Origin of the sequence: Vibrio gigantis (assembly GCF_024347515.1) — a bacterium.
Classification (GTDB): domain Bacteria; phylum Pseudomonadota; class Gammaproteobacteria; order Enterobacterales; family Vibrionaceae; genus Vibrio; species Vibrio gigantis.
The window spans coordinates 1,751,040-1,764,935 of sequence record NZ_AP025492.1 but is presented as its reverse complement, the minus strand read 5'-3'; the positions used below and the strand labels follow the sequence as shown (position 1 = coordinate 1,764,935).

At 44.7% G+C, this 13,896-nt stretch carries 13 protein-coding genes; 2 read left to right on the top strand and 11 right to left on the bottom strand.

Annotated features, from left to right (window positions below):
- The first annotated feature begins 84 nt into the window (after nucleotides 1-84).
- Nucleotides 85-885 carry a GGDEF domain-containing protein gene (locus tag OCV56_RS08065; RefSeq protein ID WP_086711433.1) on the top strand — a complete coding sequence of 267 codons (801 nt, stop codon included), beginning with the start codon at nucleotides 85-87 and terminating at the stop codon, nucleotides 883-885.
- Between the two features lie 124 nt (nucleotides 886-1,009).
- Here the strand turns inward: OCV56_RS08065 and cobB are convergent, their stop codons facing one another.
- The 11 genes from cobB to OCV56_RS08010 all read right to left on the bottom strand — a co-directional run bounded on the left by cobB (nucleotide 1,010) and on the right by OCV56_RS08010 (nucleotide 12,576).
- Nucleotides 1,010-1,744: a Sir2 family NAD+-dependent deacetylase gene (cobB, locus tag OCV56_RS08060; protein WP_086711431.1), complete on the bottom strand. Its 735-nt coding sequence runs from the start codon at nucleotides 1,742-1,744 to the stop codon at nucleotides 1,010-1,012.
- A gap of 257 nt (nucleotides 1,745-2,001) precedes the next feature.
- Complete coding sequence (locus OCV56_RS08055; protein WP_086711429.1) at nucleotides 2,002-3,222, bottom strand: ammonium transporter; 1,221 nt, start codon at nucleotides 3,220-3,222, stop codon at nucleotides 2,002-2,004.
- A gap of 383 nt (nucleotides 3,223-3,605) precedes the next feature.
- The gene (locus tag OCV56_RS08050) at nucleotides 3,606-4,022 is read right to left on the bottom strand and encodes a hypothetical protein (RefSeq protein ID WP_004742273.1); all 417 of its coding nucleotides are present in this window, start codon (nucleotides 4,020-4,022) and stop codon (nucleotides 3,606-3,608) included.
- Nucleotides 4,006-5,079 carry a formate dehydrogenase subunit gamma gene (locus tag OCV56_RS08045; protein ID WP_086711427.1) on the bottom strand — a complete coding sequence of 358 codons (1,074 nt, stop codon included), beginning with the start codon at nucleotides 5,077-5,079 and terminating at the stop codon, nucleotides 4,006-4,008. Before OCV56_RS08045 ends, OCV56_RS08050 begins: the two co-directional genes overlap by 17 nt.
- Before the next feature lie 13 nt (nucleotides 5,080-5,092).
- Nucleotides 5,093-5,701, bottom strand: a complete 609-nt coding sequence (gene fdh3B / locus OCV56_RS08040; protein ID WP_004742271.1) for a formate dehydrogenase FDH3 subunit beta — start codon at nucleotides 5,699-5,701, stop codon at nucleotides 5,093-5,095.
- An 11-nt stretch (nucleotides 5,702-5,712) separates the two neighbouring features.
- On the bottom strand, nucleotides 5,713-8,568 hold the full coding sequence (locus tag OCV56_RS08035; protein WP_086711425.1) for a formate dehydrogenase subunit alpha: 2,856 nt from the start codon (nucleotides 8,566-8,568) through the stop codon (nucleotides 5,713-5,715).
- 10 nt (nucleotides 8,569-8,578) lie between these two features.
- The gene (locus tag OCV56_RS08030) at nucleotides 8,579-8,788 is read right to left on the bottom strand and encodes a twin-arginine translocation signal domain-containing protein (RefSeq protein ID WP_390903673.1); all 210 of its coding nucleotides are present in this window, start codon (nucleotides 8,786-8,788) and stop codon (nucleotides 8,579-8,581) included.
- 78 nt (nucleotides 8,789-8,866) lie between these two features.
- Nucleotides 8,867-9,499 carry a TorD/DmsD family molecular chaperone gene (locus OCV56_RS08025; protein WP_086711420.1) on the bottom strand — a complete coding sequence of 211 codons (633 nt, stop codon included), beginning with the start codon at nucleotides 9,497-9,499 and terminating at the stop codon, nucleotides 8,867-8,869.
- Between the two features lie 9 nt (nucleotides 9,500-9,508).
- Nucleotides 9,509-11,176 (bottom strand): 4Fe-4S dicluster domain-containing protein, encoded by a 1,668-nt coding sequence (locus OCV56_RS08020; RefSeq protein WP_086711418.1) that lies wholly within the window; start codon nucleotides 11,174-11,176, stop codon nucleotides 9,509-9,511.
- A gap of 301 nt (nucleotides 11,177-11,477) precedes the next feature.
- A complete protein-coding gene (locus OCV56_RS08015) occupies nucleotides 11,478-12,125 on the bottom strand; it encodes a DUF3306 domain-containing protein (protein ID WP_086711416.1) in 648 nt (215 codons plus the stop codon).
- Nucleotides 12,115-12,576 (bottom strand): DUF3305 domain-containing protein, encoded by a 462-nt coding sequence (locus OCV56_RS08010; RefSeq protein ID WP_086711414.1) that lies wholly within the window; start codon nucleotides 12,574-12,576, stop codon nucleotides 12,115-12,117. Before OCV56_RS08010 ends, OCV56_RS08015 begins: the two co-directional genes overlap by 11 nt.
- Nucleotides 12,577-12,994: 418 nt before the next feature.
- Here OCV56_RS08010 and OCV56_RS08005 point away from each other — a divergent pair, with 418 nt between their 5' ends.
- A complete protein-coding gene (locus OCV56_RS08005) occupies nucleotides 12,995-13,825 on the top strand; it encodes a formate dehydrogenase accessory sulfurtransferase FdhD (protein ID WP_086711412.1) in 831 nt (276 codons plus the stop codon).
- Nucleotides 13,826-13,896 lie beyond the last annotated feature (71 nt).

The following is a 13,896-nucleotide window of genomic DNA, read 5'->3' as shown; positions in this document are numbered from 1 at the left end:
TTGTTACTGATTAGTTACTAAAGCGGCGTAAGCCGCTTTATTTTTATCTACACTTTATATAACATTAGATATAAACAGTATAAAGTGCGATTTAACATGCCAGCGAACCCCATCTTATTAGTTGTGACTCTGATGCTCGTGGCGTCATTCTTGATGCTAGGATTGAGCTCATTCATCCACATAGAGTCTAATTACGACCTGTTTTTCGAAACGAACACTCTCGTGATTACTATTTATATCTACTATGTTGCCCGTCACGCTATTCGTCCGCATAAGATCCTTCGTTATGGCGCATTGCTGCTTATTTTCAACCTATTCTATGATGTGACCACAGAGCTGAAACACCTCGATGAATGGGCAGACAGAAACGAATTGCTCGATACTTTCCTCGAAGATGGCTTATTGCAGATCGCCTTTCTGCTTATCGCCTACGGTATTACCGAACTTACCACTCAACTGAAAGATCAAAGCAAGCAAGATGAGCTAACAGGCTTATATAATCGTAAGAAGTTTGATGCGATAAGACTGAAAGAATTTGAGCTCATCTATTTCGATTTAGATGGTTTAAAAAAGGTGAATGACTGTAAAGGCCATAAAGTTGGTGATTTGATGATAGTTCGCTTCTCTCAAGCACTTAGCCAAGCGGTTTTAGAAGATGAGATGGTGTTTCGTGTTGGTGGTGATGAGTTTGTCGCGACTGCGCAATTGGGTCGTGGTGGTGAGTTCGTGAGCCAAGTCAGTAACCTGCTTCACGGTGAAAACATCTCTTTTTCTTACGGTATTGAAATGACGAACCAAGAGAACTTTCAACGAGCGTTGGAAGAATCAGATAAAGCCATGTATGCGATGAAGGAAGCTCGACGCTCAGTCGCCGCTGACGTTTAATCGGCTCACGGTAAGATTTCAAACCGTCAGGTTAATAAAAAAGCAAACACTTCTCTGAGCTCTCATTTGTAGTCAGACATGCGTTTGCTTCCGTTTTATATTCATTCAACAGTGACAGTGTTGATTAAGCGGTTAAAGAGCCTCTCTCAACCGACAACAGCTCACTCACCAGTTTTGGTACTTCGATACTCGCTTTACCGTAGCGTTTCTCTTCAAATTCACTCTCTACAGCACTCGGTTCAAGGTTGATTTCTATCGTGTGCGCGCCATGCATTTTCGCATCATGTACAAAGCCAGCTGCTGGATACACCACACCAGATGTACCGATTGAGATAAACAGATCGGCTTCTTCGAGTGCTGAATAGATGTCACCCATTCTCAATGGCATTTCACCAAACCAAACAATATGTGGACGCATTTGAGCAGGGATTTGGCAGCAGTGACAAAGTTCACCTGTTTCGATGTCACCTTTATGCTCGATAACTTGATTGGATTCACTGCAACGTGCTTTCAAAAGTTCGCCATGCATGTGAATAATGTTGTTGCTACCGCCTCTCTCGTGCAGGTTGTCGATGTTTTGCGTGATGATAGTAACGTTGCCATCAAGTTTGTCTTCAAGCTCCCCTAGGGCTTTGTGAGCCGCATTAGGTAAGATACTTTCGCTTTGTAAGCCGTGACGACGTTTGTTGTAGAAAGCTTGCACTAGGTCTGGATCTTTTACGAACCCTTCAGGCGTCGCGACATCTTCGATTTTATGGTTTTCCCATAGCCCGTCTTGTGCTCGGAATGTTTGTATCCCCGACTCCGCAGAGATGCCAGCGCCAGTAAGAATTACGATATTTCGATATGGGAAATGCATACAACGTCCTTTTCAATATGTCACTTTGTAACAGCTTAGCACTGTTCAAATTCCAACAATAGTTTTAGGGATTAGACCATAGTCTTAGGCAACTGAATTCATTGGCTATTTGTGACATAACTCGCTAGTCGTTTACTTAACTTTTCAATAAAACTCTCCGACTGATTTCAATAAACACAAAAAAGCGGCCGAAGCCGCCTAGTATTGGTTTAACTGATGTGTACCGAAGAGCTTAAAACTAATGGCAGTGCCCAGTGCTAATCTTCATTGATAGAAGAGATCTTATGGATTGAAAGGTCTGCACCATTAAATTCGTCTTCTTCGCTTAAACGCAAGCCAGTCATTTTGCTCAATACACCATAAACAATGAGTGCGCCAACTAGAGCCACGGTGATACCCGCCAAAGTACCAACTACCTGAGAAGCAAAGCTCACGCCGCCTAGGCCCCAGAAAGCCTGTTGACCGAAGATACCAGCTGCAATGCCACCCCAAGCGCCACATACGCCGTGTAGAGGCCACACACCTAATACATCATCAATCCGTGTTTTGTTTTGCATGTACGTGAACAGGTAAACAAACAATGCGCCTGCCACGCCGCCAGTCACTAACGCGCCTAATGGGTGCATTAAGTCTGAACCTGCACAAATGGCTACTAGACCAGCCAAAGGACCATTATGGATAAAGCCTGGGTCATTTTTACCTGCGACTAAAGCCGCTAGAATACCGCCGACCATTGCCATTAATGAATTCATCGCAACTAGGCCGCTGATGCCATTGATAGCTTGTGCAGACATCACGTTGAAGCCAAACCAACCAACACATAAGATCCACGAACCAAGCGCTAAGAAAGGAATGTTCGATGGTGCGAAGTTAGTGTGTTTGCCAGCTCGGATACGGCCTTTACGCATGCCGAGGAAGTAAACTGCAACCAATGCAATCCAACCGCCAACGCCGTGAACGACAACAGAGCCCGCAAAGTCATGGAATCCGTAACCAAATTGGCCTTCTAGCCAATCTTGGAAGCCAAAGTTACCGTTCCAAATGATGCCTTCAAAAAATGGGTAGATGAAACCAACGATAAACAGTGTCGCGATCAAAATTGGATAGAAACGTGCACGTTCTGCGATACCACCAGAAACAATCGCAGGAATTGCTGCGGCAAAGGTCATTAGAAAGAAGAACTTAACCAGCTCGTATCCATTACCTTGTGAGAGCGTTTCAGCGTCGGCAAAAAAGTGCGCGCCGTAAGCCACCCAATAACCGATAAAGAAATAAGCGATGGCGGAGACACCAAAGTCGGAAAGGATCTTAACCAGCGCGTTGACTTGGTTCTTCTTTCTTACAGTACCGACTTCGAGAAAAGCAAAGCCAGCGTGCATCAAGAAGACCATGATTGCGCCGAGTAGTAGGAATAAAGTATCTGAACTTTGGGTAAGGGTTTGTACTGCACTATGAACTTGAGTCACCGTTTCACTCATTAAAGCATTCTCCTTCGCTTTATCTGATTTGCACTGATATCGTGCGATCCAATGTTGTAATTAATTAAAGACTCAACAGTGAACGCAAGATGTGTTCCAAGTGTGAAGGGTAATTTTCGTGCAACAGATTTTATTTTTAAGCTGCTGATTATTATAGACTAAATATTTAGGTGCACTTTTATGGACCTTAAATATCGGAAAAATAACAACGCCAACTGCACCAAATAAGGGAGTTGCACCATATTGAGGCGATCAATGAGTGGGTCTGGATATAGAGATCGAACGCAACTGACGGCTATGTCTCTAGCCGGAGACCTAAAAACAAAAAGCCCAGTGAAATAATCACTGGGCTTTGCTTTCGAGCTTTAGCTAACGCACTGGCGTTACAGGTTTGGTCCTGTAGACGGGTTTTGCGGTAGATTTTGACTTAAACGCTGCATACCTTGATACATACGGATAAACCAAACCACAATCGCAACCCCACCGAATAACATACCTACATATGGAATGTAGTAAGCAATATCATCGATAATATGGTTTTGATACCAGTAATCGTTCACGCCGATTAACACGCCGTTTGAGGTTGCTACCGTTACGATAAGAACCACAAAGAAGGTTAGGTTCAAGAAGAACGAGCGGATTAAGCCATAGTAATGCGTATCAACGACTTCGCCGTCTTCGCCTTTATCCAAACGATAGCCCGCGTAGATAATTGCAATCACACCAGAGATAAGACAAGTAAATGGTGTGAAACAGCTTAGGATGTAAGCAACCCAAATACCTTTATGAGGTTTGTTCATTCTTATTCACCCCTTCACTCTTCTCTGTTGCGACATTAGCGTTTTGTTCAACACCGTTTTTCTCTTCTTCCATCACTTCGTTGTACCAAAGGTCATGGTGCTCTTTCGCCCAGGTTTCATCAACTTCACCCGTTACCATGCCTTCTAGTGCGCCTTCCATACCGAACAGGCCGATATAGATGTGGAACACGAAACCACAGATAAGGATCAGAGCCGCCAACATATGAACTAAGTTTGAAAGCTCCATATCACGGCGAGTTTGACCAAAGATTGGGAAGTCCAATACCAAACCACTGATTGCAGCGACACTACCCATAACGATAAGTAGCCAGAACAGCGCTTTTTCACCGGCATTTGAGAACTCTGCAGACGGGTGAGAACCTTTATGCTTCCCTACCATACCGCCAAGTTTCAAGAACCACTGGATATCCACTTTCTTAAAGATCGACTTGCGCCACCACTTGATAAGAACAGCCATCAACAGCACATAGAAAATTGGGCCGATGTAGTTATGGTATTGCTTAGCCAGTAGAACGATGAAGCCCCATAGATCCGTTGGGATGTATGGCTTCAAGAAGTGTTTACCATAAACCAGCATCAAACCACTGAACGCCAGTGTCAGGAAGGTAAACGCCATGCTCCAGTGCAATGCACGATCCAGTCGAGACCAACGTTTGATCTTACGGCCTGTTCTTGGTGCACTGAGCATCAATGGACCAATCACTACGTACATCAGAGTGACAAAAGCAATACTGCCAAAGATAGCCACAGCACCAGCTGGTGACATCCACTTCTCTTTTAAGATGTACCAAGTTTGACCTGGAGTACTGATGAGTACGCCATGCTCAGGAGACTGAGATGTGGTGTAACCTGATTGTCCATCTCTAACTTGTCGCCAGTAATCCGCACCAGCAAGTTGAACCACTTCTCTTTCAGCTGAGCTTGCTTGAGTTTGTGATGAGTTCGTCTCAGATGCATGACTCATAGGAGAAAGCATTGTTAGTGCTGCCAACATTGGCAGCACAACAAGGAAGAGACGCTTAAACATTGTAAGCATATGTCTCTCCTACTTAGCTCTTAGTTGCGTCGTAAGACAGGTCATTACCGTCTGTCCAGCCCGCGCCTTTCGCACCACGTTCAACAACACGTTGACGGAAAACATCAGAAACTTTCTCTGCGTCGCCCGCAAGCAGTGCTTTGGTAGAACATAGTGAAGCACACATTGGAAGTTTACCTTCAGCAATACGGTTCGCACCGTACTTCTGACGTTCTTCTACAGAACCTGGTTCTGTTTCAGGGCCGCCAGCACAGAAGGTACATTTGTCCATCTTACCGCGCTCACCAAACGCTTCCTGTTTAGGGAATTGAGGTGCGCCAAACGGACAAGCAAACAAACAGTAACCACAACCGATACAAAGATCTTTGTTGTGAAGCACGATACCGTCTTCTGTGTGTTCAAAACAGTCTGCAGGACAAACTGCCATACACGGTGCATCAGTACAGTGCATACACGCTACTGAGATTGAGTTTTCACCCGGTTCGCCATCGTTCAATGTCACAACGCGACGACGTTGAATACCCCATTCCAGAGCATCATCATTTTCATTCTTACATGCAGTCACACAACCGTTACATTCGATACAACGCTTGGTGTCACAAAGAAATTTCATTCTAGCCATTTTAAGACTCCTTACGCTTTACGAATATTACAAAGGGTTACTTTCGTTTCCTGCATCAACGTGACAGGGTCGTAACCATAAGTGGTTGCTGTGTTAGCAGCTTCACCAATAACGTAAGGATCAGTGCCTTCTGGGTACTTAGAACGCAAATCTTCACCTTGGAACTTACCACCGAAGTGGAATGGGATGAACGCCAAACCAGGTTTAACACGACGTGTTACCATCGCTTTCACCTTGATGCGGCCTTTCTCAGCACCTTCAACCCAAACATCATCACCGTCTTTAAAGCCGATGTCGTTTGCGTCTTTAGGGTTCACTTCAACAAACATCTCTTGCTGAAGTTCCGCTAGCCATGGGTTTGAACGTGTCTCTTCACCACCACCTTCGTACTCAACCAGACGACCAGAAGTCAGAATAATCGGGTATTCACCAGATTTGTCTTGCTCTTGAATCGACTTGTAAAGCGTAGGAACACGGAAGATCGCTTCTTTGTCGTCCCACGTTGGGTAATCAGCAACTAGGTCGCGACGTGGCGTGTAAAGCGGCTCACGGTGCAGTGGTACACGGTCTGGGAATGTCCAAACAATTGCACGTGCTTTCGCATTACCAAATGGGATACAACCGTGTTTAATGGCCACACGTTGGATACCACCTGAAACGTCAGTCTTCCAGTTTTTGCCTTCAGCAGACGCTTTCTCTTCTGCAGTTAGATCATCCCACCAACCCAGTTGTTTAAGTAGTTTGTCACTGAACTCTGGGTAACCGTCTTTAATTTCGCTGCCTTTCGAGTAGCTGTCTTCAGCAAGTAGGCTTTGACCTTCAAACTCAACACCGAAACGAGTACGGAAGTTACCACCACCTTCAGCAACCGTCTTAGACGTATCGTAAAGGATGTGTGTACCAGGGTGTTTCATCTCTGGGGTGCCCCAACATGGCCAAGGTAGACCGTAAGTCTCGCCATTTGCTGGGCCGCCTTCTGCTTCTAGAGACGTTTTGTGGAACGTATGCCAGTTCTGTTGGTGCTCTTTCAGGCGCTCAGGGCTTTGGCCTGTGTAACCAATCGTCCACATACCTTTGTTGAATTCACGTGTAATGTCTTCAATCAGAGGTTGGTTGTTCTCAACTCGAATGTTTTTGAACAGCTGATCAGAGAAACCAAGCTTCTTAGAAAGCAGGTACATGATTTCGTGGTCAGGCTTAGATTCGAACAGAGGCTCAACGACTTTGTCACGCCATTGTAGAGAACGGTTTGAAGCCGTTACACTGCCGTAGGTTTCAAATTGAGTCGTTGCTGGTAGCAGGTAAACGCCGTCGGTACGATCGTTCATTACCGCTGCAACCGTTGGGTATGGGTCAACAATAACCATCATATCCAGCTTCTGCATCGCCTTCTTCATCTCTGGACCACGAGTCTGAGAGTTCACCGCGTGACCCCAGTAGAACATGGCACGGATGTTTTCGCGCTGACGAATCTTGTCTTTGTCTTCAAGTACGCCATCAACCCAACGAGATACAGGAATACCTGCACTGTTCATTGGTTTTTGACCACCGTATGCGTTGTCGTCGAAACGGCCTTTCACCCAGTCAAAGTCGATATCCCAAACTTTTGACCAGTGACGCCAAGAACCTTCAGACAAGCCGTAGTAGCCGGGAAGTGTGTCAGAAAGTACGCCAAGGTCAGTTGCGCCCTGTACGTTATCGTGACCACGGAAGATGTTTGCACCGCCGCCTGATTTACCGATGTTACCTAGTGCAAGCTCAAGTACACAGTAAGCGCGCGTGTTGTTGTTACCAGTCGTGTGTTGAGTACCACCCATACACCAAACGATACAACCCGGACGGTTCTCAGAAAGTAGTTTCGCTGTGTGGTATACGTCTTTTTCACTAACACCAGTTACACGTTCAACTTCTGCTGGGTTCCATTTCGCAACTTCTTCACGGATCTCGTCCATGCCGAATACACGTTGTTTTATGAACTCTTTGTCTTCCCATTGGTTTGCAAAGACGTGCCATAACACACCCCAGATAAACGCAACGTCAGAACCTGGACGAAGAGAAACGTAGTGATCTGATTTCGCAGCAGTACGCGTACGACGAGGATCCGCAACAACGATCTTACAGTTGTTCTTCTCTTTCGCGATCAAGATGTGTTGCATCGCTACTGGGTGAGCTTCTGCAGGGTTTGAACCAATGAACAGCATCGATTTACAGTTGTGCATGTCATTGAACGAGTTTGTCATTGCACCGTAACCCCAAGTGTTTGCAACACCGGCTACTGTGGTTGAGTGACAAATACGCGCTTGGTGGTCAACGTTGTTCGTGCCCCAAAGCGATGCCATCTTACGGAATGCGTAAGCTTGCTCGTTACTGTGTTTCGCACTACCTAGGAAGTAAACTGAATCAGGGCCAGACTCTTTACGAAGTTCTAGCGCTTTGTTACCGATCTCTTCAATCGCTTGTTCCCAAGAAAGCTTCTTCCACTTACCGCCTTCCAATTTCATTGGGTATTTAAGACGACGTTCACCGTGGCCGTGCTCACGAAGTGCTGCACCTTTCGCACAGTGTCCACCAGCGTTAAATGGGTGATCAAATGCAGGCTCTTGACCTGTCCAAACACCGTTTTGAACTTCAGCGTAAATACCACAGCCCACAGAACAGTGAGAACAGATAGTACGTTTTACTTCTGTTTTCGCTTCTGGATCGACTGATTTAGCCTGTGCTTTCTTCATCATGCCTGGTGCAAATAGACTTGCGCCTACGACTGCGCCACCAGCAGCTAATGAAGTATTTTTCATGAAGGCACGTCGAGACACACCTAGCTGATTGGTTTCTTTGCTCACACTATCGGAGCGTTTGACAAGTTTCATCCGTTATCTCCTAAAGTGTGTCGTAGTAATCGCGAATGTGTTGCGTTTCACGATAGCCAGTCTTCTTCACGTCTTCTTTCGAAATTTCAACAGTTTCTGAAGCGGTTGCCACTTTAGTTGTACCAGCGACAACGGCACCAGCAACGGCTGCAGTCGTCAAGCCTTTGAGTAGATCCCTACGGCTTGTATTTATATCTTTATTATCTTTATTATCTTTCATCATTGCTTCCTTACCTTACGGTAGATCTTTTTTTGGAGGCTTAATGCCCCTCTATCGATATAATCGCGTACTGCTCGATTACTCGTAATCAGTGACGTTTTTCACATCAATCTTTAATTTGTGCTTACTGCTTTTTGTATTCACGCTAAAACGCACTTGTTCTAACGTTAAGAATGCTTCACAAAGCTGAGCGGCCGATTTGTAGAAGTTCGCGCTTTCTGCCCCTGCAAGCTGGCGCGTGAAAGAGTTGAACCAAGGGCCAAGGTGTTTATTGAATACCGCTTGTTGCAGTGCTTCTTCCTCAGCCGTTAGCATCGCCATCACTTCACAAAGTGCCGCGATGTGATCTTCTGGCTCTTTCACTTGATCATCACGCTCAATGCCTAGAAGCTCTAAATCATGACGAATGTCAGCCAATGGTTTTTCCATCATGGCGCCCGTGCGATGCCAAGAACCAAATGGAACGACCTCTCCGCGACCAATGCCGATGAACAAGTCTTGATATTCATCTTCTAGTGCTTCGCGGTTTGATTCTGTTGCCGCTTGTTGAATGGCAATCCAAGCTTTCTGCATTGCGCTTTCTGATGCTTCAATGTCTAGCGTCTTTAGAAAGTTGATCACCTCTTCAGAAGGTGCGCTACGAAACAATGCAGAAAGAACCAGATAGATTTCAGTTCTTAGTGTCTGTTCTTGTTCTAAATGAGTATCCAAGGCCAACTCCTAGTATTTCAATTGTTTCAATGGGTCTTGAGCCATTGAATCGAACATGTCCACCACACGACAGTCTTCACACATCGCAATACGATTAATTGCTGTCTCATCTGAGAAATGAGAGTGACCACGTAACTTATTCTGTAACATGTCAATCATAGACTGTGGTGCGAATGGCTTATGACAACGTAAACATTCCGCGGCTTTCTCTTCATGAATCACAACCGCTTGTTGACGTTCTTCTTTCACCCAATTCATACGAGGTGTCAGAGTGAGAACATTCTCAGGACATGCCTTTTCACACAGACCACATTGAATACAGTCTTGTTCGACAAACTTAAGTGATGGAGAAGCACCATCGGTATGCAGAGCACGTGTTGGACACACAGCCACACAACTCATACACAAAGTACAATCTTTGCTTTCACACGAAACCGTGCCGTATGGCGCATTAGAAGGAAGCTCAACAATGTTCTCAACTGGAATACGAGACGAAGACATCGCATCAAGTGCAGTGAATAGACGTTGACGCTTATTGCCTTGAAGATCGCCAAGTGCAAGGTCGAACGAGTCAACACATAGAGTTGGAGGACCTTCACGTAGAGATTCTAAGTACAGAATGTCGATGGTTTCTTTCGGAATACCGATTTGGTCTAGTAGCTCTTGAGCGATCCCTACTTCATTATTCAGAACACGAATGATGGTTTCTGGCATAAAGCGAGACGCTGCAAACAGAACCTGAGTCGCACCATTAACCAATGCTGCAAACCAAGTATCGATACCAATCGATGGCAGCTCTTCGACAACAATCGGAATCACGTTATCCGGTAGTGCTTTGATCGCCATCACATTGTAGGTTTCATGACGTGAGCTACAGATAAGTACGATTGGATCCAAACCGCCCGCTTGCTCGTAGTTAGCTAGCGTACGTTCAATGAACTTTTGAGTATCGTCAGGGTTTGGAAGTGCATAGGTAATGGCTTCAGTAGGACAGCTCGTTGCACAAGTACCCACGCCTTGGCATAGGTAAGGGTTGATCTCAATCTTGTGACCCGTCTTATCAGAGCCTTCACTTGAGAGTGCGCCAGCAGGACAAGCATCAACACAACGCTCACAACCTTTAACACCACGAGAACTGTGTGCACATAGGTCTGTGTCCAAACGGAAGAACTTAGGCTTATCAAACGTGCCCATTAACGTAGGAATTTCTTCTAACGCTTCAGCCAGTTTTGGATAGCCGCGCCCTACCGGGTAATAACCAGGAACAGGCACTTCTTCTGTCATGCAGCTATTCAGACATAAATCCAGAACCACATCAAAACAGTCATGATTGATTGCTACTTTTGCAAGGTTATTGGTTAGACCTTTGTTTTCGATTAGAACTTCGAACGTACCAAGGAATCCAGAAACCTGAACAGCGTTTGCATAGTAAAGCTCTGACTCAGCATTGGTCGTTTTCGCACCGTCTGTTGAAAGTAGTGTCAGGCTTGTTAACTGAGGCAATTGAGCCGCAGCACTTTCGATGATCGCAGTTGGACCAATAATTAGCGTATTACCACCACTTTCATAACTGACTGTCGGTGGAATTAGGTTTGTTAACTCAACGGTATTCTCAAACGCATACAGCCTCGCCTTTGCGTTATTTGAAGTTGCTTGTTCTAATAATTGTTTAAGCATTGCTCAGTTCCATTTTTGGATATGGATAATCTGTTCAATCTTCATTGTAGTTAGCGTTGGAGAACTTGCTGAGTAATCAGTTAACAACTTATGGTCTCGTTGACTATTCATTCACTCGTCAAGTTTACGCGAGTTATCTACAAAAAAGTCGATAATGGACTAGTTTTAGCAAATGCCGTGCCAATTTAATAATTCAATATTTTCAATGGATTAGATTAAATTTAAATCGATATTGATAATAAAAAAACCGCTTGGGACATTTTGTCGCAAGCGGTTCATTGAGTGTTTAGTCAAAATGTACCTATTCTTTGTGTGGTATATTTTGTCCCACCTCTTTTGGATCATTTTCGATAGCGCCGGTGTCGAAATTATCCGATACTGTGTTTTTATACAGTTCTTTTTGTTGCCCCGCAATTTCGTCACTTTCAACAAGATCTGATTCCGCTTCTTCAGCGTTGTTAACTGAATCTTCTTCTTTATTTTCAGTAACTTGTTCTTGTTCGCTTGACGTTTCTTCTTCTGCCTTCTCTTTTACCCAATCACGTAAGCTTTCAGCGACACCTTCAGAAAGTGACTTAAGATTACTGTAATCGTCATCGTAATCGTCTAAGCCATCACGTACGTTAAACTCTTCTGAGAGAAATAATTTACGTAATGCGGCTTTTTTTACGCTTTCTGATGCTTCTGATACCAATAATTGAGCCATAGACAGCTCTTCAGTAGCCTCTGATGCCGACTCTCTAGTGTCAGCAGTGTCTTCTAAAGCTTCAGTTGGCTCGATAGAAGTTGGGTCATTTGGTGCTAGCTGTTCAGTAGATGCGTGCGCTTGAGAAGCAGGATCAGAAGAAACAACAGGTGTTTCCTCAAGTGTTTGTTCCACTTCAAGTGCTTTATCAGTCGATTCATCGAGCTTTCGCTGAGACCAACGGCTAAAAAAGTTAGTTGCCATTAGAACGACCTGCCCCTTTGCGTTTCTTACGTCTTGCTTCTAATAACTCACCGTGACGGCCTATAAAGGCTTCCATCCATGCTTGTATAGGTAAAGGCATGTCGTAAGACAATACTTGGTTGTCTCCATCCATGTACTGGCCAGCGACCGTTTGTGATGCTGTCAGCAATTGGATAACAGGTTTACCAGAGTCAACATTATCCATAACTAAGAAAAGCTTAGGTTGCTGAGAGCTTAGATTGAAGCGGTAATCGGTACGTTCGTCTTTGTGTAACTGGAGCAAACATACGTCTGGGGTTTCATTTTCAGGTGACAATTCAAAACCGACGAGTTCCCATTGAGTCGTTGCCCAAATGCCGGTTTTGATCTCTTTCTCTATTCTTTGGACACCTATTGGCCAAGCTGATTCTGTTTTTTCATAGTGTTCTTGGAATTCTTTTATCTCAGACATACTGCACCCAATTGATTTTCTTTATTCTGATTACACGTAGGACATTTTGTACTTCGCACAATCATATCCCCTCTACAAAGCAATAAACACGCCAATACAGGTTGAGCCCTACGGCGTTTCTATTACTTTTGTCGTAAGCTACTTGTATAACGTTAGTCGATAGCGCTGATTTCAGACAGCTAGTCTCGGTGAACTCTCATATTTTGCGCTATTTTAATCTAATACTTCATGTTTCAACGAATCCCCGTTATTTTGGAATAAGATTTGCAAACGCTCTTCGCCGTGCTGTCGCATGTTTAATAATTGAAACGTGAGCGATAACGACACATACAAACTAGCGCATTTAGTAATGAGAGCTATGCTGCTCTTGTTAACGCCCATTTCATAAAATCGCTATCTCATTAAGTAGGACGTGACTGTGGTAAAACCAAACATAATAAAAACCAGTGAAAACCCACTTCAGACCATCGAAGTTGAAGTGTTTGATGAATATGGTGAGAAGCTAACAAAACAAATCGCTTGTGAGCGCCCTCTTACGGTAATGCTGAACTGGAAAGAGATCGTAACTCTGATGACATTGGGTTCACGCCCGGAAGCGTTAGTCTTAGGTTATTTGAAAAACCAAAGCTTCCTGTCTGATCCAGAAGCTGTTGAATCTATCATTATTGATTGGGAAACGAGCTCTGCAGCTGTTATCACCAAAGAAGACACAAGCCAACTCGAGCAAGCATTGAAGAAGAAAACGGTCACGTCTGGATGTGGTCAAGGCACCATGTATGGCAACGTGATGAAGCAGTTGGAAGATTACCAAGTGCCTCAAACCAAGATTAAGCAATCTGAAATCTATACGGCTCTAGAAGCCCTAACTCATTATAACGACACCTACAAGAAAGCGGGTGCGGTTCACGGCTGTGCGGTGTGCAAAGATGACCAAGTGTTGTCGTTTGTGGAAGATGTAGGTCGTCACAATGCCGTTGATACCCTTGCGGGTGAGATGTGGCTTAACAAAGAAGATGGCGCAGACAAGATCTTCTACACCACAGGCCGCCTTACCTCTGAAATGGTAATCAAAGTAGCGCAGATGGGTATTCCTGTTCTTCTATCACGTTCTGGCGTGACCCAAATGGGCTTAGATTTGGCGCAGAAGTTCGGTATCACCACGATTGCTCGAGCTAAAGGTCTACGCTTCCAAGTCTTCACGGGCGCAGACAAGATCGATTTTGATGTAAAAGGTGAACAATCAGCGTAAGTTGTCTCCCCCCTATTTTCTGATGAACTGGGATAAGGTGTAGGCTCTGGCTTGCACCTTTTCTTTTGTTT